This is a genomic window from Caballeronia ptereochthonis, assembly GCF_001545075.1.
GTDB lineage: Bacteria > Pseudomonadota > Gammaproteobacteria > Burkholderiales > Burkholderiaceae > Caballeronia > Caballeronia ptereochthonis.
On record NZ_FCOB02000029.1, the window covers coordinates 1 to 25,366 of the forward strand.

The window sequence follows — 25,366 nt, forward strand, 5'->3', positions numbered from 1 at the left end:
GGTATCGCGACGAGGAATACTTCTTCCTCAAGATCCGCGCCGCGTTCCCCGGAAAAGCTCGATGAACCATAAAAAAGGCCGGCGCTGCGAGCCGACCACGAGAAGATGCTAAAGCGCAAACGAAAACGGCCCGCACAAGGCGGGCCGCTGAGTCATGTCGCAACTTGGACACGATGGCAAAAGCATAAACAAACATAACATCGCTGTCAAGTGCATCGATGGTCAATCCGGTGCGCCTGCGTGCCCCGAGGTCTGGTTCACCGCCCTCAGTTCACGACATCGCTACTGCGTCCAGCTTCGCTCGCGTCTTGTCGTGTCGCAGGTGGCGTAGTGCTGGTCAATCATCGCGGTCGATGTACCGGCGAGTCGCGCGACAACAAACGAGTCCATGCCCGCGGCGATCGTTTCTGAGATCGCTGTGTGCCGTAGCGAATACATAACGGCGGTAGGCGGTAGCTTTGCTGCAGCCGCTGCCGCCTTGAACGGCTTCTTCCAGTTGTCGTTATTTCACCGCTGGCCGAATTCCGTACCCAGCAGTGGCGCATTTACATTTACAAGACGCGGATATATCTCAGGGATCGGATTCCGCGAGCCAGTTCGCCGATATCATCAAAAGGAGTGCCCCGCAGGGCACCAAGCTATCCGTTAGACGGCAGACGGCTCCGAAAACTTAACCGGCTTCATGGTTCATCATGAGCCACAGAGGGAATGGAGTGTCTGTCTGCGCTGGACGATCAAGCGATCACCTGGATAGCAACGGCGACCGACGATAACGTCTGACAGTCGCGCACGGATGGATGATCGGTCGACGCATCCCTTCCTGAAGCGGCTTCAAAAGCCAATTTTTTCCCGGGATTGCCCACGTCTCGATGGCTCCATCTCTTACTACACTCAAGCAACAAAGGTTTAAGGTGCGGAACTACTATTGGTTTCGGGCAACCGGCGGCTCATCGGCTCCGGCTCAAACCTGCTATGCTGGCTGGCAATGGCCCACGCGATTCGCGCAAGCTTGTTGGCCAAGGCGCACGCGACGATATTGGTTGCCCGTCGGAGTTTCACCGCGCGCACCCATTCGGCAAGGGGGCCGGTTTTACGGTGTACGCTGCGCATGTAGGAATGGGCACACAGAATCAGTAACGTATGAAGCGGCTTGCCTGTTCCTGGACCAATCCCCAGCAAGGTCGTCTTGCCGCCTGTGCTGCGCTGGCGAGGTACCAGTCCAAGCCACGCCGCAAAATCACGGCCACTGGCAAATTGTCGCCCGTCTCCGAGCTCACCGGCGAGAGCGCTCGCGGTAATCGGCCCGATTCCTGGAATGGTCAGCAGCCTCTGGCCGAGTTCATCGGCCGCGAGTTCGCTGGAAAGCTCCTTTTCTACGACGGCAATCTGGGCCTGAAGATAGACGAAATGTGCCTGCAAGTGAGTAAGCAGTCTCACCATGCTCGGTGGCATCGACTGGCTAGCGAGTACGCTCGGCAAATGCTTGGCAAGATTGGATCTGGGCGGCAGGCTGACACCGAATTCCAATAAAAAGGCATAAATCTGGTTGCCGGTGCGTACCCGATCCTTCAGGAGCGTTTGCCGAACGCGGTGCAAGGCCGACAACGTCTGCTGTGATGGACTTTTGGGCGCGACAAAACGCATCGACGGTCGGGAGACCGCTTCGCAGACGGCTTCCGCATCGACGAAATCACTCTTGCTGCTCTTGACAAAGGGCCGGACAAACCTCGGCGAGACCAGTTTCACCTGATGTCCAAGCGCCGCGAGTTCGCGCGCTATGAAATGTGCACCACCGCAGGCCTCCATCCCGACTGTACAGGGCGGCAGCGCGGCGCAGAATTTCAGAAGTTGGGTGCGGGCGACCTTTTTACGAAAAACCTGCTGCCCCGCTCGGTCTTGACCGTGAAGGTGGATGACGTTTTTACCTAGATCAAGCCCGATCAGTGCCGCGTTCTCCATGGGTCACCTCTGCCAGCGTCTTTCAATAATACTGGCTCCGCCTGCTACTTCAAGCGCCTCACGACTGCTCGCTAAATAAGTTGAACAGCCTCGGCCGATGTCAGGGCTTTCTCCTGACATTTCTGCTTAAGTTTCTCGGGTTACCGCCGTCAACCACAAGTAGGCGGCCGGCTATCACCGAAAGGCAGGACCGCCCCGGTAATACATTCGGTGTTTCAGCCAAAGCCAGACCCAAAGTCTCCCAAGGGGAAATTTCATGCTCGGAATCAACAGCAACATCAACTCGCTCGTCGCTCAGCAAAACCTGAACGGCACGCAAAACGCTCTGTCGCAAGCCATCACCCGCCTGTCGTCGGGCAAGCGCATCAACAGCGCAGCAGACGACGCGGCCGGCCTCGCGATCTCGACCGGTATGCAAACCCAGATCAACGGCCTGAACCAGGGCGTGTCGAACGCCAACGACGGCGTGTCGATGATCCAGACGGCAACGAGCGGTCTGAGCCAGATCACGTCGAGCCTGCAGCGTATTCGTACGCTGGCAGTGCAAGCGTCGAGCGGCGGCCTCACGGCGGACAACCAGGCGTCGCTGCAGCAGGAAGTCCAGCAGCAGATCGCCGAAGTGAACCGTATCGCTTCGCAAACCACGTACAACGGCAAGAGCGTGCTCGACGGTTCGGCTGGCACGGTCAACTTCCAGATCGGCGCGAACGTCGGCCAGACGATCAGTCTCGACCTCAGCAAGAGCGTTTCCTCTGCCAACCTTGGCACGGGCGTCGTGGCGAAGGGTTCGGTGCTCAGCACGATGACGGGCCTGTCGCTCGACGCGAAGACCGGCAACGCCGCAACTGCAGGCTCGACGGCTACCCTGACGTCGATCAACGTTCTCGCTGATGGCAAGGGCGGCTTCTCGTTCACCGACCAGAACAACCAGGCTTTGAGCAGCAACGCGGTCGCCAGCCTGTTCGGCGGCGCTTCGGCCACGACGGGCACGGGCACGTCGATGACGCTGACGGCACAAGGCGCGCTGACCAGCGGCGCCACCGCTTCGCAGACGGCAGCAATCGCAGCTATCCAGACGGCCAACGCCAAGGTCACGCAAGGCGGCTTCGCGGCAGCAGGCTCGCCGCTCGCAACGCTGGCGATGACCAGCACCACGCCGCTCAAGCTGGACCTGTCGGGCGAAGCAGCGGGCGCGGACGCGACCAAGATCAACTCGATCCAGGTCAACGCAGACGGTTCGGGCGGTTACACGTATCAGGCGCTCGACGGCAACGGCAAGGACATCACGTCGCAGGTCAAGATGTCGGACGGCACGACCGGCAGCGCCGCGCTCGCCACGATGTTCTCGACGACGGCAGCTTCGGGTTCGACTCCGGGCACCATTGCGCTGTCCAATTCGGGCTCGAACGCACTCGGCGCCACCGACGCGGGCACCTCTGCGACGGCGCTGAGCGGCGCGGCAGCGAAGAACTATATTGCCCCGACGTATCAGACGGGTTACGCTGCAGCAGGGACGAAGCTCGGCGCGCTCAACCTGGACGCGGGCAAGTATCTCGACGGTACGAATCTCGCGGCTGAGACGGCCGTCAATCCCGGTGTCGGCAAGGCCATCCAATCGATCGAGGTTCTGGCTGACGGCAAGGGTGGGTACACCTTCCAGGCGTATTCGGGAGCAAACGGTACGGGGTCGTCAGTTGATACCAGCACCTCGGCCACTTCACTTTCCAGCCTGTTCACGTCTGCCCCGAATGCCAACGGCGCACCTGCCACGTTGGGCCTTTCCGGGGGCGCGCTGACCGCCGACGCGACCGCATCTGGCGGCCTCAGCGGCATCAACACCGCGGCGGCGAACACCTCTGCAACCAAGCTCGGCAGCGTCTCCGTCAACCTCGACGCGAGCGGCAATCCGCTGAGCAGCGGTTCGGCAGTGTACTCATCGGTGGACGTCTACGCTGACGGCAACGGCGGCTACACCTTCGCAGCCGTCAAGGCCGACGGTACTGGCGAATCGACCAACAGCGCGATCAACGGCCAAGCGGCCAAGCTCTTCTCGGTCGGCAGCGCGACGAGCACGGGCGCAGACGCACTGTCGGGCGTCGGCACGCTGGCGAACAACCCGAACGTGACGGCTGCAGCCAGCGCGATCACCTCCGCCAACACCAACAACCAGCCGGTCAAGGTGTCGGACATCAACATCAGCACGACGGCTGGTGCGAACCTGGCGATGGAGTCGATCGACAACGCGCTCAACGCGGTCAACACCATCCAGTCTAGCCTGGGCGCGGCGCAAAACCGCTTCACGGCGATCTCCACGACGCAGCAGTCGATGTCGACGAACCTGTCGCAAGCTCAGTCGCAGATCACCGACGCGAACTTCGCGCAGGAAACGGCGAACCTGAGCAAGGCTCAAGTGCTGCAACAGGCCGGCATCTCGGTTCTTGCGCAAGCCAACTCGTTGCCGCAGCAGGTTCTGAAGCTGTTGGGCTAAGCATCTCGCGGTAACGGCATGCGCACCGCTCGCTTCATGTGGCGCGCATGCCGCAGTTGTATGGGGAGGCCTGGCCTCCCGCAATGCTTTCTAAGACACTAACGGCTTCACTGATTTACCGAGGCACGGAGCTTTCCATATGTCCACCGTTTCGACGTCCACCACCAGCACGAGCGCAAGCAGCAACACGGCGCTTCAGCAAGCCGCTCAGTCCATCATCAGCGGCTCGACCGGCAATTCGTCGATGGACGTATCGTCTCTGGTGAGCGCACTGGTCAACGCGAAGACGGCAAGCCAGACGGCGGCGCTGACTTCGCAGCAGACGAGCGACAACACTAAACTCTCCGCCATCGGCACGTTGAAGTCGGCGCTCGGCGCGCTGCAGGCCAGCCTCACGAATCTGACGAACGGCAAGACGCTGGCGTCATACACGGCGACCGCAAGCGGCTCGGGCATCACCGCAACGGCCGGCGTCGGCGCCGTGGCGGGCAGCTACTCCATTTCGGTCTCGCAGATCGCGCAGGCCCAGACGCTCTCCTCCGGTGCGTACGATGCGACCAAGACGCTCGGTACCGGCACGCTGCAGGTCGCGCTCGGCAGCCAGTCGATGAGCATCAACATCGATTCGACCAACAATACGCTCTCCGGCATCGCATCGGCGATCAACTCGGCGAGCAACAACCCCGGCGTCACCGCGACCATCGTCACCGGCACGGACGGCGCGCACCTCGTGCTGCGCTCGTCGAGCACGGGCGCCTCGAACACGATCAGCGTCAGCACGAGCAACGTCCAGAATGACGCCGGCCTGTCGGGCCTCGGCGTGAGTTCGTCGCCGGCGCTGACTTCGGGCGCGCTCAGCTCGACGCAAGCGCTCGGCACCGGCACGATGAACGTGTCCATCGGCGGAAAGTCGATGAGTCTCACCATCGATTCGACGAACAACACGCTCTCGGGCATCGCGGCGGCAATCAACGGCGCGTCCGGCAATCCGCGCGTGACGGCCAAGGTCGTCACCACGTCCGGCGGCTCGCAACTCGTGCTCACCTCGAGCAACGGCGGCACCGACCCCGTCACCGTCTCCATGAGCGGCGTGCAGAACGATCAGGGACTGTCGAGTCTCGGCGACATGGCCACGACGTCGTCCGTCACTTCGTCGGGCACTCCGGCGTGGACGCAAACGCAATCGGCGCAGGATGCGCTCTTCACCGTCGACGGCACCGAAGTCAGCAGTTCCAGCAACTCGTCGACGACCGCGATCGCGGGCGTCACGCTGAACCTGACGGCGGCCGCGCTCGGCAGCACGTCATCGTCCGGCACTAGCACCGGCAACGCGCAGACGCTGACGGTTGCATCCGACACCACGTCGCAGGCGACCGCCATCAACAACTTCGTGAGCCTCTACAACACGATGGTCACGACGATGGGCACGCTCACCTCGTTCGACTCCACGCAGGCAGCAGGCTCCCAGGGTGGCCCGCTCCTCGGCGACTCGATGCTCAACACCGTGCGCAGCACGCTCGCGGGCATCATCAGTGGCGGCGTGATGAGCGGCAACTCGACGATCAACCTGAGCGCGATCGGCATCACTCTGAACGCGGACGGCTCGCTGACCACGGACACCACCGCGCTCAACACCGCGCTGACTTCACCGTCGAAGGTCGCAGCGCTGTTCAACTCGACGACCGGCATTGCAGCCAAGCTGAACAACAGCATCACGAATTTCACTCAGACGGGCGGCCTCATCGATACCGAAACGGCTGCGATCAACAAAGACCTGACGAACATCACCACGCAGCAGAGCGCGCTGTCGACCTACATGGCGCAACTGACCAACCAGTATCAGGCGCAGTTCACCGCGCTGAACACGCTGATGGCCACGATGAACAATAACTCGCAATATCTGACGCAGCTCTTCGGCGGCACGAACAGCGCGGGGGCGATGGCCACCAACAAGAGCTGATCGCGCAAAGGAATCGACGAATCATGAACCAAAAGCGACTGATCCAAGACGCCTGGACGCTCACCGAGGCGATCGAACTGGCGGTGGGCAAGGAAGACTGGGAGCACGCGGCTAGCCTCGCCGAGGCGCGCTCGCCGATGCTGATGTCCCTGCAGGCAGACCAGCCGGCGGAGGCGCTCGTGGTCATCCGCAAGATCCAGGCGAGCATCAACGCAGTTGCCTCACGCGCGCGGGCTGAGCAGGTAAATCTTTCGGCGACGTATTGCCAGTCGATGGAAAACGCGAAGGCGGCGAGCCAATATCAGCAGATGGCACGGTTCTAGGCATCGAACGATCACGACAGGCCACGCATTCTGCCCCGTTCTCGCCTCGTCCGTCCTCCCGGAAGGATTTGCCCTGATATGTTACGTTGAACACGATGACCGGACTGCTTCTTTATCGGCCTTTAGATGCTCGACCGCGCGACCAGTTGTGCTGGGTTGATCGCCGCCCGTCGCCTCGAGAATGAGCGCTCGTGACGAGATCTGACTGCGACTGTCCGGTCGCTTCCCTACTTCCGCGTCAAAACATTGCTACTGCGTCCAGCTTCGCTCGCGTCTTGTCGTGACGCAGGTGGCCATAGTGCTGGTCGATCATCGCGGTCGATGTGCCCGCCAGTCGAGCCACTACGAAGGAATCCATCCCCGCCGCAATCATCTCCGAGATTGCCGTGTGGCGAAGTGAATACATCACCGCCGTAGGAGGAAGCTTGGCAGCGGCAGCAGCGGCCTTGAACGGCTTCTTCCAACTGTCTTTATTCCATCGCTGACCGAACTCGGTAGCTAGCAGGGGCGCGTTCGCGATCTTCGCCTTTGAGCAATCGGCAAAGAACGACAATGCGGCGGACGACAGAGTCACCACGCGAAAGCCCGTCTTTCCTTGGAGCGCCAGAGTACCCTGCTCCCGATTGAGGTGTTGAACGTTCGCGTTCGCCAATTCCCCCGGCCTCGCTCCAGTCAACAGGAGAGCCGTAACCAGGCGCTGCAGATCCGCAGGACACGCATTCACCAGCTCTTTTCTCTGCGGCGCTGGCAAGAACGCGTCTCGCCGCCGGCCTACGTCGCGAAACTTCGAGACGGTCTTCCATCCGGCATCCGTGGCGACCAGCCGATCGCGCAAAGCCAGATTGAGAGCCGCCTTCAGAGAGGCGAGATTACGGTTTGCGCTGTCTTTCGCGCGCCTCAGATCGTCTTCGTCTTCAGCGTCGTCCTCGTCACGTTCGACCTGCATCGCGAGCCATGCCGTGAGGTCAGACGTTCGAAGTTTGGAAAGGTCGACCTTCCCAATCTTGGCGTCATATACGAGTCGCTTGAAGCGCCCCTCTGCATCGCGCTCGCTTGCAGCGCCTTTGTGAAGCGCGAGGTGCTTCACGTAGTGCTCACAGGCCGCCTTCACGGTCATGCCCTTCGATGACACGCCTGCATCGATCGCGTTGGCCCATTGATTTGCAGCTTTCACGGCCTCGTCGTAGCCCGGAAAGGTGCCAAGCGACTGATATGCCTGTTTTCCATCGTCGGACCGGCGGCGCGCAATCCATGTCCCTTGCCCCTGCTCCGGCTTCCTATACCCGATAAATAGACCGGTCTGAATGCGCGACCAGTACGGCTCGCGCCGAGGCGCAAGTTTGTCACGAGCTGTCTTGGAGTTGATCGAAACTGGCATATGCATCCGTACGGAATCTGTACGGAACGTCTACGGTGAACCCCGCCGAACGTCAATGATCTAAAAGTCTTTATTTCTCAGCACTTTAAGGCGCTATGTTGAACTTAGGCATACCGCCATAAACGTCCCTTCCTGCCCTCCGAAGGCAGGGGTTGCTGGTTCGATCCCAGCCGGGCGCGCCAAATAGATTTCATCCGCCGGTTCGTTTAATAACACCCAGTCATCCCGCCCTTGGCAGTACGCGGTCCAACTATCCCGGACACGCCGAACACTGGGTTGCTTTCACGTCTGGAGACGGGATGCGCCAACTGCTGTGCTGATCGACGGTGCTTATTTCGTCAAGCGACGACCTGCCCGCAAGCAGACAGAAGAAGCGCTGCTCGAGCCAGCGGAGTCAGCCCGCCGGCCTAGGTAAAGCCCTAGGTAAAGCATCAAGCACCGTGCCATACCCAAACCCCATCCCCGCCAGCCATCGCCTGTAAGCCACCGACATCCGATCACACCGCTGATGCAACTCCGCATCCGGATCCAGCGGCAAACACTTCGGCCATTGCGACTCCACGATCGGCGTGTCCTGCATCAGGATCTCCATGTTGAAGTCATAAAGCGCCTGATCGTCATGCCTCGTGTCGTCTTCGTGAATCGACACGAGCCACGCGCGCGTCTCCGTCTGCGTCACCGGCGAGGCCGCCAGCATGATATGCAGCGCGCCCTGCCCGCCCGACGCCATCTTCGTGAGGCTCGCGATCAACGGCCGCTTCACGCGATACACGTAATCGATCATCGCGCCACCGCCCTGCCCCGGCATTCCCGCAGGCTGCCAGTAGCGACACTGCCGCGCCTCCAGTCCGCCATTGGGAATCTGAACGACCTCGTAATCCGGCACCTCGGTATGCGCACGCTCACCAAGAATCCCCACATGCACGAACGAGAAGTGCGCCATATCCAGAAAATTCTCGACGACACGCGGCGCCGATGACCTCACCGTCTGCGGCGCGAGGTTGATCCGCCTGCCACCAGGAATCGCGGCTTCGGGGAAGAAATCGAGCGCATACGAAGGCTCGCCGAAGCACATCCACACGACGCCGTACCTCTCCTCGCTGACGAACGTCGTCGCACACACGCGCTTGCTCGGACGCAACGACGGATTCGACGGAATCCGCAGACACTGCCCTTCGACGTCATAGCTCCAGCCGTGATACGGACACGCGATCTGATCGCGCATCACGGAACCGAGCGACAACTGCGCCCCGCGATGCGGACAGTAATCGCGCCACACATGCGCCGCGCCGACGCCGTCCCGCCACACGACGATCCGCTCATCCGCGACGATGAACCCGCGCGCGCCGCCCGTCGGCACGTCCTCGCTATTGCACACCGGCAACCATTCACCGGCCAGAGAAAGAGATTCGTCGCGCATCACGGTGAACCGTAAAAAGGAAGTCCGAACGCCGTTCTTACACGAAACCCAGCGCCTTCGCAAAAAGTTGCAAAATAGCGGGTCGCTCGCGCGGTGCAACTCGATGGAACTCGTCACCGATGTCATGCGACGGGGCCGCAATACATAACAGCAAGAGAAAACGGCAAGAGATCACCATCCGGGGGTTCAGTATGGAGCAGGCGCATCAACCGGCACGCCGGGCTTATGCCTACGCATGGTCCGGCCACCGGAATCCGGAACGCGAGCAGGCCACGCTTCGGGTCTGGATGGGAGCGGCGGTTCTTCTGGCTTACGGCGTCTTCGCATGGTTGCATCCGTCGCACGACGCATCGCTGGTCACGCGCCTCATCGCGCTTTACGTGGCTTACGGCGCGATGACGCTGCTCGTCGTGAGCCGCATGAGCGCGCCGTCGCTGGCGCGTCTCACCGTCACGACCATCGCCGATCAGGCGCTCCTCGGGCTCGCGCTCGCCGCGGGCGGCGCGACCGCGCTGCCGCTGCTCTGGGTAGTGTTCTGGTTTCTGATCGGCTCGGGATGCCGCTATGGCAAGCGCACGCTCGCCGTTTCTTGCGTGACGGCGCTCATCGTCGTCGTGGCGCTCGGGATCTGGCAGCCGTGGTGGAGTGCGAATCTTCCCGCCGCGATCGGGCTGGGACTGAGCGTGCTGGGCGCATCGGTGTATCTGAGCGTGCTCGTCGATCGGCTCGGCAACGCGAACCGCGACCTGGCGCGTCAGGCATCGACCGATCCGCTCACGGGCCTGTCGAACCGCTACGCGCTGGAGCAGATCGTCAATCGCGCGATGCACGCGCCGGAAGCCGACGACAACGGCGCCACCGCGCTCCTGCTGATCGATCTGGACGGATTCAAGGAAGTGAACGACACCTACGGTCACGCCGTCGGCGACATGCTGCTGCAGTCGTTCGCGCAACTGCTCGCGAGGCGCATGCGCAAGACGGACACCATCGCGCGTCTAGGCGGCGACGAGTTCGTCGTGCTCGCGCATCAGGTCCGCGACCGCGGGGCGGTGCTGTCGGTGGCCGACAGCATCCACTCGGCCTTGAGCACGATCACGTCGGTGCAGGAGCGGCCGGTGTCGGTATCGGCGAGCATCGGCGCGTGCCTGCTTTCCAGCGCCACGGCCGCGCGCCGGGCCGACATGAGCGCCGTGCTGCGCGCCGCCGACCGCGCGATGTATCGCGCAAAAAGCCTCGGCGAAGGCAAGACCGTGTTCGCCGAAACGCGCGACTTCGAATCAGGCTAGGCAACTTCATTCGCCCGCCGTCGGGCGGGCAAATGTCTTCAGGCCTCGACGCTCGTCCAGGACTGCTCGCGCAGCTTCGCACGCAGACGCGCAACCGCCTGGCTGTGCAGCTGGCACACGCGCGACTCGCTCACTTCCATCACCGCGCCGATTTCGCGCAGGTTCAGGCCGCGTTCGTAGTAGAGGCTCATCAGGAGCTTCTCGCGCTCGGGGAGCTTGTCGATCGCGTCGATCAGCGCGCCGCGCAGGCTGTCGTCCAGAAGCGCCGAAAGCGGGTCCGAGCGATCGACGCAGTAGCGGTCGAGGAACGGCTCGTCGTCGGCGGAGCGGTCGAAATCTTCGTAGTAGATCAACTGGCTGCCGTGCAAATCCTGCAGCATCGACTGGTACTCGTCGAGCGGCATGTTCATGTGCTCGGCAATCTCCGTCTCGCTCGCGGCGCGGCCGAGGTTCTGCTCGACCTTGTGCACCGCCGACTCCACTTCACGCGACGTCTTGCGCATGCTGCGCGGCAGCCAGTCGTTCGCGCGCAGCTCGTCGAGCATCGCGCCGCGAATACGCTGGCTCGCGTAGGTTTCGAACTGCGCGCCCTGATCTTCCTTGTAGCGGCTCGCCGCATCCATGAGGCCAATCATGCCGGCCTGGATCAGGTCGTCGAGATCGACGCTCGCCGGCATCTTGGCGACGAGCTGAAGCCCCAGCCGGCGAACGAGCGGCGCATATTTCGTCAGCACGTCCGACTGTGAGAGTTTGCCTTGGGCGTTATACATCTTGGTCACCTATCTTGATCACATCGACGCCGTGCTGCTCATTGCAAGATCGTGAAGCGCAGCCGCACGACGCGCCGCCTCCCGCCCGCCCTGTTCAGAGTCGCCAACCGCAACACGCGCGTCCGCCGGTCCGCCCGCCGCGCGCATGTACGGCGCGGGGCGCATCGGCCAGTGCAGGAGCTCCGCCGCAATCGCGCGGTAGTCGCGCGCGGCGGCCGTGGCCGGGAACGCTTCGACTGCGCAGCGGGAGAGCTCCTTCGCCCGAGCGACGCGCGCATCCTCGGACACATACCCTGCCTGTGCCAGCGACACGGCCAGATACCGGCTCGCGACGCCCGACAGGTTGTCGAACGCGACCGCCGCGTCGGCCGGGTTCTGCACGTGATTGACGAGCACGCGGAACTGGCCGATCGCATGGGCGTAGTGCAGACGCTTCATGCACGCATACGCCTCGGTGATCGCCGACGCGGCCACCCGCGTCACGATGAGAAAGTCATGCGCCTGCGCCGCGAGCGACGAGAGCGCGCCGTGGCGATCGAGCTGCGCATCGATCAGCACGATGTCCGCCGGACCGTCGAGCAGCGCGCGGCACTGCGCGGCGTCGTGGCTGATGCGCTCGTCGCGCGGCGCCGCGATTAGCGAGAAGCCGAACGGCGTGCGCCCGACGACATCCGCAAGCGCCCGGCGGCCCGACATCACGGCGGCAAGCGCGCCCGCATCGGAGAAACCCGCGAGACGGCTGACCGATCCCGCATTGCGATGCTCGTCGATCACGAGCACATCCTTGCCGTGCACGGACAGCGCCGCGCCGAGATTCACCACCGCCGACGTGCACCCGATGCCCGCCGGCCCGCCCGCAACCGCCACCACGCGCGAACCTGCACGCGTGAGGAGCCGTCGCAGACCTTCCGCCTGGTCGAGCACGAACTTATCCAAAGTGCACCCCATGCATTTCGGTCATGGCGCGCGCGGACAGCGCGGACAGCAGCGCCGGCACTTCGTCGTCGTGCGGCACGAACGGCGAGCCGTCGCGCGGAATGCAGAACGCGCTCTTGATGAGGAATCGCTTGGTCGCGACGTACAGGTTCTCCGGCACCTTCTGGCCGGTCGAAACGTAATGCACGGGCAGCTTGTAGCGGATGACCGTATCGAGCACGCCGCCGAGATTGGTCGCTTCGTCGAGCTTGGTGAGGATGCAGCCCGCGAGCGGCGGCTGGTCCGGAGCGCTCTTGTACGCCTGCACGACTTCGTTCAGCGTGTCGCCGTGGCTCGTCGCGTTGAGCAGCAGGATGCGCTGCACCGGATGGCCCGCGCCGCACAGCATCGCGATCTGGTCGGAAACCATGCGGTCGCGCTGGCTCATGCCGATCGTGTCGATCAGCACGATATGTTTGTTGCGCAGCTCGGAGAGCGCGAGCTGCAGGTCGGCGGCGTCCTTCACCGCGTGAACGGAAACGCCGAGAATCTTGCCGAAGATGCGCAGTTGCTCGTGCGCGCCGATCCGGTAGCTGTCGGTCGTGAGCAGCGCGACCTTGCTCGCGCCGAAGCGCATCACGCAGCGCGCCGCCAGCTTCGCGGTGGTCGTCGTCTTGCCGACGCCCGTCGGGCCCATCAGCGCGAACACGCCGCCGCGCTCCATCAACGCGTCTTCGCTGTCCATCACCGGGATATTCGCTTCGAGCACCTGCTGAACCCACTCGAGCGCGCCTTCCACGCTCTCCATCTCCGGCATGTTGTCCATCATCATGCGCACGAGCTGGGCGGAGAAGCCGGCGGCGAAGAGACGCTTGGTCAGCGCGCCACCCGTCGGATTGCGGCGCTGGCGCTCGCCCCACAAAAGGCCGGAGAAGTGCTCTTCCATCATCTCGCGCATCGACGAGAGTTCGTTCATCACCGTTTCGTTGACGACCTGCTCCATGCGCGCGCGCAGCGCTTCGGTCACGGCCGCCGCCGCATTCGCGGGCAGCCCTTCGAACGCGCTTTCCGGCGCCGCGCTCGCATCGGCGTGCGACGAGCTCGCGTTGATCTTCCGAGCGGCGCGGCGGGCGGCGACCTGTGCGGCTTCGCGCGCCCAGTCGGGGGTTTCGATCTTCGGCTGGATGTCCGGTTGACCGATTGCCTCGGCGCGATTCGCCGGCTGGCGCATCGCGTACTTGCCTGCTTCCGGCGCGTGCTCGGCGCGAGCTTCATTCGACGGAACCGACACCGGCGACACCGGCACGCCCATGCCGCGCGCGATCGCGGCGGACGGCGTGAGCGGACGGTTCGCCGGCATCGACGCCTGCTGCGCGAGACGCTTCGCGTGCTCGATCAGCCATGGGTTCGAGTCGGCCATCGTGCGCGGTGCTTCGTCGGCCAGAGATGCTTCGCTTTCTGCTTGCGCGTAGTCGACTTCGGCGTCGGTGTTCGCGCCGAAGATGGAGGAAAACACGTCGCCGCTCACGTAGGGATTCGCGGCGGGCTGCTTCGCCGGCATCGCGGCCGCGGCGGCCGCCAGCGCTGCGCGGGACGTGCCGCCCGAGCGCACCGCCTGCTCCTTGACGGCGGGCGAGATCGAGGCGAGATCGCTGTCCGCGACCGCGACGATCTCCACGGAACCATCGTCCAGCGTGCGATTCGATAACACCACGGCATCGGGCCCAAGCGCTTCACGAACCTGACGCAGTGCGTCGCGGCTGTTCGCGCCAATGAATTTACGAATGTTCAAACTTGCCCCCGATGAGGTGTGAAACGGCGATCTTTGCGAGGCGGGCCGTCCGGCTCATATGCCGTGCCCGCTTTTCAGTGAGGCCATTATTGCGAACTTCACCTTTGGTCCATCGCTGGATAAAGGGTGAGAAAAAGGGGTATTTCGGCTGATGGAAACGTCGCGGCAGGCACGCGCAGTTCCGCGTACCGGAAAAAGATTCCGCGTGGCGGGTTTCGGAGCCGCGCGCGAGGGCGTAAGCTTGAGGGCATTTCGCTCACCGTCCGGCAGGCTTCCGAGCCGGCGAGGACACTCAAAGGAGACTTCATCGCATGGCGTCCGCTGTCCCCTCCGCGCAATCCGCTTCCCCTGAAGGTCAAACCACCGGCGCGCGACTCGTCGTCGATGCGCTCGTGCATCACGGCGTCGAGCGCGTGTTCTGCGTGCCCGGCGAGAGCTTTCTCGCCGTGCTCGATTCCCTCCACGACGAGACCTCGCAAATCCAGACGATCGTCTGCCGCCACGAGGCGGGCGCGGCGAACATGGCCGAAGCGGTCGGCAAGCTGACCGGCCGGCCGGGCGTCGCGATCGTCACACGCGGGCCGGGCGCGACGCACGCGTCGATCGGCGTGCACACCGCGTTTCAGGATTCGACGCCGATGATCCTGCTCATCGGCCAGTGCGCGCGGGATCACATGGACCGCGAGGCGTTCCAGGAAATCGACTACCGGCGCATGTTCGGGCAGATGACGAAGTGGGTCGCGCAGATCGACGATCCGCGCCGCGTGCCGGAGTACATGAGCCATGCGTTTCATGTCGCCACCGCTGGCCGGCCCGGTCCGGTCGTGCTGGCGCTGCCGGAGGACATGCTCACCGAGACGTGCCCGGCCGCGCCGCCGGCGCCGCGTTATCAGCGCGTCGCGGCAGCGCCCGCGCCCGCGCAGATCGAGCGGCTGCGCGAGCTGCTCGCGAACGCGAAGAAGCCGTTCGTGATCGCGGGCGGCAGCGGCTGGACGCTCGATGCGACGCGGGACTTCGCGCGCTTCGTCGAGCAATGGCAATTGCCGGTGGGCTGCGCGTTCCGCTATCAGGACACACTGAACAACGAGCATCCGAACTATGCGGGCGATGTCGGCCTCGGCATCAATCCGGCGCTCGCCGCGCGCGTGCGCGACGCCGACGTGCTCCTCGTGCTCGGCCCGCGCATGGGCGAATCGACGACGGGCGGCTACACGCTGCTCGATATCCCGAAGACGAAGCAGACGCTCATCCACGTGCATCAGGGCGCGGAGGAGCTCGGGCGCGTCTACAGCGCGGATCTGCCGATCGTCTCGGGCATGCCGGAAATCGCCTCGATGCTCGCGGTGCTGACGCCGCCCGCGAACATCGCGTGGTCGGGCGAGGCCGAAGCCGCGCACCGCGCCTATCTGGAGTGGCGCAAGCCGCGCCCGATGCTCGGCGACGTCCAGCTCGGCGAAATCATGCGCACGCTCGCGGAGACGATTCCCGCCGATTCGATCCTCACGAACGGCGCCGGCAACTACGCGACGTGGCTGCATCGTCACTATTCATATCGCCACTTCCGCTCGCAGATCGCGCCGACCAACGGCGCAATGGGCTACGGCGTGCCCGCCGCGATCGCCGCGAAGTCGCTCTATCCGGAGCGCACGGTGATCGCGTTCGCGGGCGACGGCTGCTTCATGATGTCGAGCCACGAACTCGCGACGGCCATGCAGTATCGGCTGCCGGTGATCTTTATCGTCGTGAACAACGCGCAGTACGGCACGATCCGCATGCATCAGGAGCGGCACTATCCGAATCGCGTGCACGGCACCGGGCTCACCAATCCGGACTTCGCCGCGTATGCGCGTGCGTTCGGCGCGCACGGCGAGCTGGTCGAGACGACGGATCAGTTCATGCCTGCGTTCGAACGCGCGCAGCGTTCAGGTCTCCCCGCAGTGATCGAGATCCGCATTCCGCCGGATCAGAGCACGCCGGGTGCGACACTTGAACAAATTCGCCAGCAAGGCAAGCGCTAAAGGACAAACTTTCGATATGCTTGCGATGCGATCCCAGTGGCAGTAGAGTAGCCAGTTCGAAAACACTGGGAGTTAGCGATGCTTAGGATTCTGGCTTTGTCATTGGCGTTGGGCTTTTCGGGTGCGGCATTCGCGAAGGCCGATTGCACGGCGCATCCGAAGAGCGAATGGATGAAGGAGTCGGACGCCAAGGCGCAGCTCGAGGCGCAAGGCTACAAGATCCGCAAGTTCAAGGTCGACGGCAACTGTTACGAGATCTACGGCCACGACAAGGACGGCAAGAAGGTCGAGATCTACTACGACACGAAGACGCTGGCCGTCGTGAAGTCGGAAGTGGAGTAAGCGCGCTGTCTTTCAGGTCATGACGATGCGCGTGAAAGTCTGGGACATCTGGGTGCGGCTCACGCACTGGACGGTGGCGGGCATCGTCCTCTGGAATCTGTTCGGGCCCACGGATTCCACGCATCGTCTGCTCGGCTATATCGTGGCGGGGCTCGTCGTTGCGCGCATCGCGTGGGGCTTCGTCGGATCGCGTCACGCGCGGTTCTCCGCGTGGTGGCCGACGCGCTCACATCTCTTCGAATATCTCCGCTCGCTTGCTTCGGCCAAGCCGATGCACCACGTCTCGCACAATCCGCTCGGCGGGTTGATGGCGCTCTTCCTGTGGCTCCTTATTCTCGCGCTCGCGGTGTCGGGATGGATCATGCGGCTCGATGCGTTCTGGGGCGAGGACTGGCCGCAGGAGATTCATATGTGGCTGTCGATCGCGGTCGAGGTTTGCGTGTGCGTGCATGTTGCCGCGGCGGTGCTGATGAGTTTCTGGACGGGGGAGAATCTCATCGGGGCGATGGTGACGGGGTATAAGCGGGACGGGGGAAAAGAAAAAGCCCCGTGACGCGAATCACGGAGCTTTCTCTCACTACCTTGAAGCACGAGGGACTGCTTACTTCCCGCCCACGCTCTGCAGCGTCGTCCACTTGCCACCGACGACCTTGTACAGCGTGATCCCGCCGTTCTTCAGATCGCCCTTCGAGTCGTACGACAGGTGCTTCGCCGTCACGCCCTGCATGTCCGTCTTCGCGAGGAACGGCAGGTACTTCGCCGGGTCCGTCGAGTTGGCCGCCTTCATCGCGTTGAACATCGCCATCGCGCCGTCGTAGGCGTAGGGCGAGTAGGTCTGCACGTCTTCGTTGAAGCGCTTCTTGTACTTCGCTTCGTATTCCGCGCCGCCAGGCATTTCGTTCATCGGCAGGCCGGCGAGCGATGCCACCGTGCCGTCGGCCGCGTCGCCAGCGATCTTGACGAACGTGTCGGTCTTCACCATTTCGCCCGCCATCAGCGGCGCGCGGAAGCCGAGCGTCTTCATCTGCTTGACCATCGGGCCGGCTTGCGAATCCGCGCCGCCGTAGTACACGAGGTCCGGGTTCGTCGACTTGATCTTGGTCAGAATCGCCTTGAAGTCCACGGCCTTGTCGTTCGTGAACTCGCGGTCGACGATCGTGCCGCCTGCCGCCTTCGCCGCCTTCTCGAACTGGTCGGCGAGACCCTGGCCGTAAGCCGTGCGGTCATCGACGATTGCAATCTTCTTGACCTTCAGGTTCTTCACCGCGAATTCACCCGCGACCGAGCCTTGCTGCGTGTCCGAGGTCATCATGCGGAAGGCCGTCTTGAAGCCTTGCGTCGTGTATTCGGGGGCGGTCGCCATCGCGATTTCGGGGATGCCCGCGTTCGCGTAAATGCGCGAAGCCGGAATCGTCGTGCCCGAGTTGAAGTGGCCGAGCATGCCCTTGATGCCGTCGTCGACGAGGCGCTGCGCGACGGTCGTGCCCGTGCGCGGGTCGGCCTGGTCGTCCGCCGAGTTCAGCACGATGCGAACCGGCTTGCCGCCGATCACCGGCTTGGTCGCGTTGAAGTCCTCGACAGCCAGCGTGATGCCGTTCTGCATGTCCTTGCCGTAGTGCGCCTGCGCACCGGTCAGCGGTCCGGCGTAGCCGACCTTCACGTCTTCTGCCTGCTGTGCAACTGCGGTCCCCGCGAACAGGCCGGCGAGCGTCATGGCTGCCGCCAGCTTGGTCATCGTGTGCTTCATAGCTTCTCCTGGTTCCAGTGTGGATGGCAGCCTGTGCCGGGATCGCCGTGCCTGCTGCCGCTTGTTTGAATTCGTTTGAATCGAGCGCTCGAGGGATAACTCAACCGATCGTCATCAAATTCGCATTACCGCCCGCCGCCGCCGTATTCACGCTCACCGAGCGTTCCGTCAGCAGACGTTCGAGCGCGTAGTCCTCGCCGTCGTGGCCAGCTTCGGCGAACGCTCCCGCCGCCACGCCCTGCACCGATACGATCGGCCCCGGACGCTTCGCGACTTCCTTCACGAGCGACAGCAGTTCATCGCTGTCGCCTTCGAACAGCACGGCGTCGAAGTCGGCCGATGCGTCCTTGACGTCTTTCTTCACCGATGCGTACGGCTTGAGCGGGGCCGGCAACGACGCCACCAGCTGCTCGCCCGCCGATCCGGCGAACAACGCGCGGTTGCCCGTCGCGAGCACCGCGGCCAGCTGCGCGCGCGCGCCGCTCGCGGTGGCCGCCACGCACAGCACCGTGCCGCGCGCGCCGAGCGTGTATGTGTTGCGCTCGCCGGTCGGGCCCGAGAGAACCGCCGTCGCGCCCGCCATTACATGCTGCAGATAACCGTCGCAACGCGCGGCCGTCTGCGGATCGCGCTCGCCGATCGCCCAGTCGCGCAATGCGGTGAGCGCCGCGGCCGGCGTGTCCTTCGACGCGGCCTGATCGACCACGAGCGTGCTCGCGAGCGACTTCGGCAAACCCGTCGGGCGCTTCGCCAGCAGGCGCTGCAGATACAGCGCGCCGCCCGCCTTCGGACCCGTGCCCGACAAACCTTCGCCACCGAACGGCTGCACGCCGACCACCGCGCCGATCACATTGCGGTTCACGTAGATGTTGCCCACGTGCGCCCGCGCGATCACATGCGCGATGGTTTCGTCGATCCGCGTATGGATGCCGAGGGTGAGGCCATAACCGGTCGAGCGAATTTGGTCGAGGAGTTTATCAAGGTTCGCCCGGCGATAACGCACCACATGCAGCACCGGGCCGAACACTTCGCGCTTCAGCTCGTCGATGCCGTCGAGCTCGATGAGCGTCGGCGGCACGAAAGTGCCTTGCGCGCAGTTCTCGGGCAGCGGCAGTTGCACGACCTTGCGGCCCTTCTCGCGCATCGCGGCGATATGCGCATCGATGCCGCGCTTGGCATCGGCGTCGATCACGGGGCCGACATCCGCCGAGAGGCGATCCGGATTGCCGACCGCCAGCTGGTTCATCGCGCCGGTGAGCATTTCGAGCGTGCGATCGGCGATGTCGTCCTGCAGGCACAGCACGCGCAGCGCCGAACAGCGCTGGCCGGCCGAATCGAACGACGACTGCAGCACGTCCGCCACGACCTGCTCCGCGAGCGCGGACGAATCGACGATCATCGCGTTCTGGCCGCCGGTTTCGGCGATCAGCGGAATCGGCCGGCCGTCCGGGTCGAGGCGCTCGGAGAGCGTCTTGTTGATGAGGCGCGCGACTTCCGTCGAGCCTGTGAACATCACGGCGCGTGTGCGCGGATCGGCGACGAGCGCCGCGCCCACGGTCTCGCCGTTGCCCGGCAGCAGTTGCACCGCGCCTGCCGGCACGCCCGCCTCGCGCAGAATGCGCACGGCTTGCGCGGCGATCAGCGGCGTCTGCTCGGCGGGCTTCGCGAGCACCGGATTGCCGGCCGCGAGCGCCGCCGCAACCTGACCCATGAAGATCGCGAGCGGGAAGTTCCACGGGCTGATGCACACCACCGGACCGAGCGGGCGATGCGTATCGTTCGAGAACTCGCCGCGGATCTGCGCGGAGTAGTAGCGCAGGAAGTCGACGGCTTCGCGAATCTCGGCCACCGCGTTCGGCAGCGACTTGCCCGCTTCGCGCACGACGAGGCCCATCAGCGTGTGCATCTGCGCCTCGAGCAGGTCGGCGGCGCGCGCGAGGCAATCGGCGCGGTCTTCGACGGGCGTGGCCTGCCAGATCGGCGCGGCGGCGACCGCGTTCGCGATCGCGGCGCTCACATCGTCCGGCGACGCTTCCACGACCGTGCCGACCACATCGCGCAGATCCGACGGATTGCGGATGTCGCGCGCAACGCCGTTGCCGACGGAGCCGCCCTCGAGCATCGGCTCGGCGCGCCACGGATGATTCGCGCTCGCGAGCAGCGCCGACGACAGCGACGCCAGGCGATGCTCGTTCGACAGATCGAGGCCCATCGAGTTGAGGCGCTCGTTGCCGTACAGGTGGCGCGGCAGCGGAATCTTCGCGTGCGGCGCGCCGAGCGGCACGATCTGCTGCGCTTCGTCGATCGGATCCTGCACGAGATCCTTCACCGGAATCGATTCGTCGGCGATGCGGTTCACGAACGACGTGTTCGCGCCGTTCTCCAGCAGGCGGCGCACGAGGTACGCGAGCAGCGTCTCATGCGTGCCGACCGGCGCGTACACGCGGCACGGACGGTTCAGCTTGTCGCGGCCGGTCACTTCTTCGTAGAGCGGCTCGCCCATGCCGTGCAGGCACTGGAACTCGTACTGGCCGGGATAGTAATTCTGTCCCGCGAGGTGATAGATGGCCGAGAGCGTGTAGGCATTGTGCGTGGCGAACTGCGGATAGACGGCGTCTGGCGCTGCGAGCAGCTTCTTCGCGCACGCCAGGTACGAGATGTCCGTGTAGATCTTGCGCGTGTACACCGGATAGCCTTCGAGGCCATCGACTTGCGCGCGCTTGATTTCCGTGTCCCAGTACGCGCCCTTCACGAGGCGAATCATCAGGCGATGACGGCTGCGGCGCGCGAGATCGATCAGATAGTCGATCACGAACGGGCAGCGCTTCTGATACCCCTGCACCACGAAGCCGATGCCGTTCCAGCCCGCGAGCTCCGGATCGAAGCACAGCGCTTCGAGCAGATCGAGCGAGATTTCGAGGCGATCGGCTTCCTCGGCGTCGATGTTCAGGCCGATGTCATAGCGGCGCGCCAGTTGGGCGAGCGAGCGCACGCGCGGCAGCAGCTCGTTCATCGTGCGTTCCTGCTGGGCGCGCGAATAGCGCGGATGCAGCGCGGAGAGCTTGATCGAGATGCCCGGGCCTTCGTAGATGCCGCGCCCGCCTGCCGCCTTGCCGATCGCGTGGATCGCCTGCTCGTAGGAGGCGTAGTAGCGCTGCGCGTCTTCCTCGGTGGTCGCGGCTTCGCCGAGCATGTCGTAGGAGTAGCGGAAGCCGCGCGCCTCGTACTTGCGGCTGTTGGCGAGCGCTTCGGAAATCGTCTCGCCGGTGACGAACTGCTCGCCCATCAGGCGCATCGCCATGTCGACGCCCTTGCGGATCAGCGGTTCGCCGCCGCGGCCGATCAGGCGTGTCAACGCGGAGGACAGGCCCGCTTCGCTGTTGGTCGTCACGAGCTTGCCGGTGATCATCAGGCCCCACGTCGCCGCGTTCACGAACAGCGACGGCGCTTGGCCCATGTGCGATTTCCAGTCGCCCTTGCTGATCTTGTCGCGGATCAGCGCGTCGCGCGTGGCGCGGTCGGGAATGCGCAGCAGCGCTTCGGCGAGGCACATCAGCGCGACGCCTTCCTGGCTCGACAGCGAGAATTCGTGGATCAGCCCTTCCACGCCGCCGCCCGAGCTCTTCGCGCGCAGCGCTTCGACGAGCTTCGTCGCGAGCTTTTCCGTCTCGGCCGCGACCGTCGCGGGCAGGCGCGCCTGGCCGATCAGGAACGGCACGCACTCCGGCTCCGGCCGGCGATAGGCCGCCGTGATCGCGGCGCGCAACACGGACTGCGGCTGCACGTTCTGCGCGAAGTCGAGGAAGGGATGCGGCGCGCCGTCTTCGTCGTTGTCCACGGAAGCGGCATCAGCCAGTTCGGACGAGCCGTTCGCGCCCGTCAGTTCGGGCGGAAGCTGGCCATGCTCGATGCGCTCGAGGTAGGCGAAGATCGCCTGCTTGATCAGCCAGTGAGGGGTGCGCTCAAGGCGCATCGCGGCATCCTTGAGCCGGGAACGCAGCAAATCGTCGACTTTGACGCCTAGGGTTGTGCTCGCCATATTTCCTTCGTTTGCCGGTCGTGCCCACCCGGCCAATGACCAAAAAGTTGGCGAATCGTACCCCGCTGTAATAAAAGGTGCAACCGAGATTTTCGATACGGTTGCACCATCTTAAAACCCTTGTACCATAAGGCTTTCCGCGGTGCACCGCCGGATGGCGGCTGGCGCTTTTGGCCTAGTAGTTTCCCTAACCCAAATATTTTTGGGATACCCCCTAAGCAAATCCCCAGGCGCCGCCGATATAAACGCAATGCGCGCCGCCGGCGCGGCATTCGCGGCCAGCGCGCCGCGGTCTCGGGGAGAGCAACGAGCATGAGCACTTGGATGGTCGTAACAAGCGTTTGGGTGATGTTCGCAATCTGCGTCGTCTTGTTCGTGCGGGGCGCCTCGCCGCACGTTCAGCGGTCCGACGAGGCCCGCGATGACGGCGACCACAGGCCCGCGGATATGTCCCGCGCGAAGGTCTGAATGGCATGACGAGCCGGTTGCGCTGCGGGGCGCGGCCGGCTCTCGCCGGAATCACACGTCCTGTGGATCGACTTCCACGCTCCAGCGCAGCACGCCCTTGAGCGAGCGCAGCACCGGCTGCCACGCCCGTAGCGACGCCTGGAGCGCGGCCCGCGAGGCGCTTTCCAGCAGCAGTTGCGCCCGGTGCACGTTGAACACCTTCACGATGGTGAGCGGCACGGCGTCGTAGACCGTCACGCGGTCCGCACCGGGCAAGGTCCCGAACGCTGCCGCCGCTTCCTCCAGAAACGCCAGCGCCGCTTCCAGCGTGCGGCCCTCGGCGCGCAGCATCGCCTGATAGACAAACGGGGGCAGACGCGCCTCGCGCCGTTCGGCGAGCGTCGAGTTGGCGAAACCGACGTAGTCCTGTCGCGTCAGCGCCTGGAACAGCGCGTGGCGCGGATAGCGCGTCTGAATCATCACTTCGCCGGGCAATCCGGCACGCCCGGCGCGTCCGCTCACTTGCGTCAGTTGCGCGAAGAGGCGCTCGCTCGCGCGGAAGTCGTGCGAGAAGAGCGCGGTATCGGCATTGAGCACGCCGACGAGCGTCACGCGCCGGAAGTCGTGGCCCTTGGCGATCATCTGGGTGCCGACGAGAATGTCGACTTCGCCCGCGTGCACGTCCGAGAAGAGCGCCTGCGCGCTGCCCTTGCGGCGCGTGCTGTCTGCGTCGATGCGCAGCACCCGCGCGCCCGGCACCACGCTGGCGAGCGTTTCCTCGACGCGCTGCGTGCCTCGGCCCATCGGCGCGATATCGATGTTGCCGCAATCCGGGCACGACTTCGGAATGCGCGCTTCCCAGCCGCAGTGATGACAGCGCAGCGCCCGCTCGGGCTTGTGCAGCACGGCATAGGCGCTGCAGCGCGGGCAGCCGGCGACCCAGCCGCACGCGTCGCACGAAAGGATCGGCGCATAGCCCCGCCGGTTCAGGAACACGAGACTCTGCTCGCCGCGTTCGAGGCGCGTCTTCAATGCGGCGATGAGCGGCCCCGCCAGCCCCTCGACCGACGCGCGGCCGCGCCGCCTTTCCTCTTCGAGATCGATGAGCCTCACGCTCGGCAGCACCGCCTCGGCGACGGCGCGGCGCGTGAGCGTCAGACGCGTGTAGCGGCCCTGCTCCGCCTGCCACCAGGTTTCGAGCGAGGGCGTCGCCGATCCGAGCACGACGGGAATGCCGAGTTGCTTCGCGCGATAGATCGCCAGATCGCGCGCGGAGTAACGCAAGCCTTCCTGCTGCTTGTAGGCGGGATCGTGCTCTTCGTCGACGACGATGATCGCGAGCCGGGGCATCGACGCGAGAATCGCGAGGCGCGTGCCGAGTACGATGCGCGCGCTGCCCGTATGCGCCGCGAGCCAGTTGCGCGCGCGCTCGCCTTCCGCGAGGCCGCTGTGCATCGTGACGATCGAGCCTTCGGCCAGGGTCGCGAACCGCGCGCGAAAGGCCGCTTCGAACTGCGGCGTCAGGTTGATTTCGGGCACTAAAACGAGCGCTTGCGCATCGGGACGCGCGGCGAGCAGTTCGGCCAGCGCGTGCAGATACACCTCGGTCTTGCCGCTGCCCGTCACGCCGTGCAGCAGAAACGGCGCGAAGCCTTCCGCGCCCGAGATGGCTTCGACGGCATCGCGCTGTTCGTCCGTCAGCACGGGCAGCGCGGCGGAGCCTGTCGGCGGTACGCCCGCTTGCGCGGCTTCGGTCGTTGCGCCGTCACTCGACTCCGCAAGCTCGATCCAGCCGCGCGCCAGCCAGTCCTCGAACGTCGCGCTCGCCCTGGGATGCAGCGCGCGGGCGTCGGACATGCCGAGCGACGCCTGTTCGGCTAGCGCATCTGCCAGGCGGCGCAAGGCGCTCGCGCGCGCGGGCAACGCGTCGGGCAGTTGGGCGCGGCCCGCCGGCAAAAGCCGGTAGCGTTCGTCGACCGCGAAAAGACGATTCCATCGCGATGCGTCACGCAATGCCTGCGGCAGCGCCGGCAACGCGACTTCACCCAGGCCGCGCTGATAATAATCGGCCGCGAAACCGGCAAGCGCGATCCACACGTCCGAAAGCGGTGGGCAGGCCGAGCAGACCGCGCTGACGTTGCGCAGCTTGTCGGCCGGCACGTCGCTCGTCGCGATGACTTCGCAGATCAGCCCCACCACCTCGCGTCGTCCGAACGGAACCAGCACGAGCGAGCCGACGGCAGGCGGCTCGGGCAGCGCATAGCGGTAGTCGAACAGCACGGGCATCGGCTGATCGACGGCGATCTGGACGAAAACGTCCGTCATTGCGCATGGCCCCGTGCACGGAGGCCCGACACGGGGGCGCGGCTCAGCCGGGCGAAGTTAAAGTAAAACATCAGAAAAGCCGGTAAACCGCAGATTATTTTTGGATTTCCGCTGCTTTCCACAGACCTGTGGATAACTTTGTTGAGAAGTGCCGACG

General features: G+C 64.5%; 15 protein-coding genes, 1 tRNA gene and 3 pseudogenes. 9 read left to right on the top strand and 10 right to left on the bottom strand.

The features are described 5' to 3' along the window. Both AWB83_RS37000 and AWB83_RS26520 read right to left on the bottom strand, forming a co-directional pair. A pseudogene (locus AWB83_RS37000) lies at positions 1-226 on the bottom strand (hypothetical protein); the annotation flags it as partial. Between the two features lie 680 nt (positions 227-906). After that, on the bottom strand, positions 907-1,959 hold the full coding sequence (locus tag AWB83_RS26520; protein ID WP_087048599.1) for an IS110 family RNA-guided transposase: 1,053 nt from the start codon (positions 1,957-1,959) through the stop codon (positions 907-909). A 256-nt stretch (positions 1,960-2,215) separates the two neighbouring features. Here AWB83_RS26520 and AWB83_RS37845 point away from each other — a divergent pair. The 4 genes and pseudogenes from AWB83_RS37845 to AWB83_RS26535 all read left to right on the top strand — a co-directional run. After that, a pseudogene (locus AWB83_RS37845) lies at positions 2,216-3,109 on the top strand (flagellin N-terminal helical domain-containing protein); the annotation flags it as partial. A 951-nt stretch (positions 3,110-4,060) separates the two neighbouring features. Further along, positions 4,061-4,447 (top strand): annotated as a pseudogene (locus AWB83_RS37850) (flagellin); the annotation flags it as partial. 139 nt (positions 4,448-4,586) lie between these two features. Beyond that, positions 4,587-6,407, top strand: coding sequence for a flagellar filament capping protein FliD (fliD, locus tag AWB83_RS26530; RefSeq protein WP_087048601.1), 1,821 nt, complete (start codon positions 4,587-4,589; stop codon positions 6,405-6,407). A gap of 23 nt (positions 6,408-6,430) precedes the next feature. After that, on the top strand, positions 6,431-6,730 hold the full coding sequence (locus AWB83_RS26535) for a flagellar protein FliT (protein WP_087048602.1): 300 nt from the start codon (positions 6,431-6,433) through the stop codon (positions 6,728-6,730). Between the two features lie 238 nt (positions 6,731-6,968). On the opposite strand, the gene AWB83_RS26540 is transcribed toward AWB83_RS26535, so the two are convergent. Beyond that, the gene (locus tag AWB83_RS26540) at positions 6,969-8,108 is read right to left on the bottom strand and encodes a tyrosine-type recombinase/integrase (RefSeq protein WP_087048672.1); all 1,140 of its coding nucleotides are present in this window, start codon (positions 8,106-8,108) and stop codon (positions 6,969-6,971) included. 90 nt (positions 8,109-8,198) lie between these two features. On the opposite strand from AWB83_RS26540, the gene AWB83_RS36550 reads away from it, so the two are divergent. Then, positions 8,199-8,290: transfer RNA gene (locus tag AWB83_RS36550), tRNA-Arg, on the top strand. Between the two features lie 212 nt (positions 8,291-8,502). Here the strand turns inward: AWB83_RS36550 and AWB83_RS26545 are convergent. Then, positions 8,503-9,528 carry a Rieske 2Fe-2S domain-containing protein gene (locus tag AWB83_RS26545; protein WP_087048603.1) on the bottom strand — a complete coding sequence of 342 codons (1,026 nt, stop codon included), beginning with the start codon at positions 9,526-9,528 and terminating at the stop codon, positions 8,503-8,505. A 191-nt stretch (positions 9,529-9,719) separates the two neighbouring features. Between AWB83_RS26545 and AWB83_RS26550 the strand changes: the two genes are divergently transcribed. After that, the gene (locus AWB83_RS26550) at positions 9,720-10,814 is read left to right on the top strand and encodes a GGDEF domain-containing protein (RefSeq protein ID WP_087048604.1); all 1,095 of its coding nucleotides are present in this window, start codon (positions 9,720-9,722) and stop codon (positions 10,812-10,814) included. 38 nt (positions 10,815-10,852) lie between these two features. On the opposite strand, the gene AWB83_RS26555 is transcribed toward AWB83_RS26550, so the two are convergent. The 3 genes from AWB83_RS26555 to flhF are packed head-to-tail and all read right to left on the bottom strand — an operon-like array spanning position 10,853 to position 14,291. Further along, positions 10,853-11,584: an RNA polymerase sigma factor FliA gene (locus AWB83_RS26555; RefSeq protein WP_087048605.1), complete on the bottom strand. Its 732-nt coding sequence runs from the start codon at positions 11,582-11,584 to the stop codon at positions 10,853-10,855. A gap of 18 nt (positions 11,585-11,602) precedes the next feature. Further along, positions 11,603-12,520, bottom strand: a complete 918-nt coding sequence (locus AWB83_RS26560; RefSeq protein ID WP_087048606.1) for a MinD/ParA family ATP-binding protein — start codon at positions 12,518-12,520, stop codon at positions 11,603-11,605. Next, complete coding sequence (gene flhF, locus AWB83_RS26565) at positions 12,513-14,291, bottom strand: flagellar biosynthesis GTPase FlhF (protein WP_087048607.1); 1,779 nt, start codon at positions 14,289-14,291, stop codon at positions 12,513-12,515. Before flhF ends, AWB83_RS26560 begins: the two co-directional genes overlap by 8 nt. Positions 14,292-14,602: 311 nt before the next feature. On the opposite strand from flhF, the gene AWB83_RS26570 reads away from it, so the two are divergent. The 3 genes from AWB83_RS26570 to AWB83_RS26580 all read left to right on the top strand — a co-directional run bounded on the left by AWB83_RS26570 (position 14,603) and on the right by AWB83_RS26580 (position 17,204). After that, positions 14,603-16,309, top strand: coding sequence for a thiamine pyrophosphate-binding protein (locus AWB83_RS26570; protein WP_087048608.1), 1,707 nt, complete (start codon positions 14,603-14,605; stop codon positions 16,307-16,309). Positions 16,310-16,387: 78 nt separating this feature from the next. Continuing rightward, positions 16,388-16,651, top strand: a complete 264-nt coding sequence (locus AWB83_RS26575; protein ID WP_087048609.1) for a PepSY domain-containing protein — start codon at positions 16,388-16,390, stop codon at positions 16,649-16,651. Positions 16,652-16,676: 25 nt separating this feature from the next. Then, entirely contained in the window at positions 16,677-17,204 is a 528-nt protein-coding gene (locus AWB83_RS26580; protein ID WP_087048673.1) for a cytochrome b/b6 domain-containing protein, read from the top strand. 48 nt (positions 17,205-17,252) lie between these two features. Here AWB83_RS26580 and AWB83_RS26585 read toward each other — a convergent pair whose 3' ends face one another. From AWB83_RS26585 to AWB83_RS26595, 3 genes are all read right to left on the bottom strand, one after another. Then, positions 17,253-18,398, bottom strand: a complete 1,146-nt coding sequence (locus AWB83_RS26585; protein WP_087048610.1) for a branched-chain amino acid ABC transporter substrate-binding protein — start codon at positions 18,396-18,398, stop codon at positions 17,253-17,255. A 100-nt stretch (positions 18,399-18,498) separates the two neighbouring features. Continuing rightward, the gene (putA, locus tag AWB83_RS26590) at positions 18,499-22,437 is read right to left on the bottom strand and encodes a trifunctional transcriptional regulator/proline dehydrogenase/L-glutamate gamma-semialdehyde dehydrogenase (RefSeq protein WP_087048611.1); all 3,939 of its coding nucleotides are present in this window, start codon (positions 22,435-22,437) and stop codon (positions 18,499-18,501) included. 519 nt (positions 22,438-22,956) lie between these two features. Beyond that, positions 22,957-25,209 (bottom strand): primosomal protein N', encoded by a 2,253-nt coding sequence (locus AWB83_RS26595; protein ID WP_087048612.1) that lies wholly within the window; start codon positions 25,207-25,209, stop codon positions 22,957-22,959. Between the last annotated feature and the right edge of the window lie 157 nt (positions 25,210-25,366).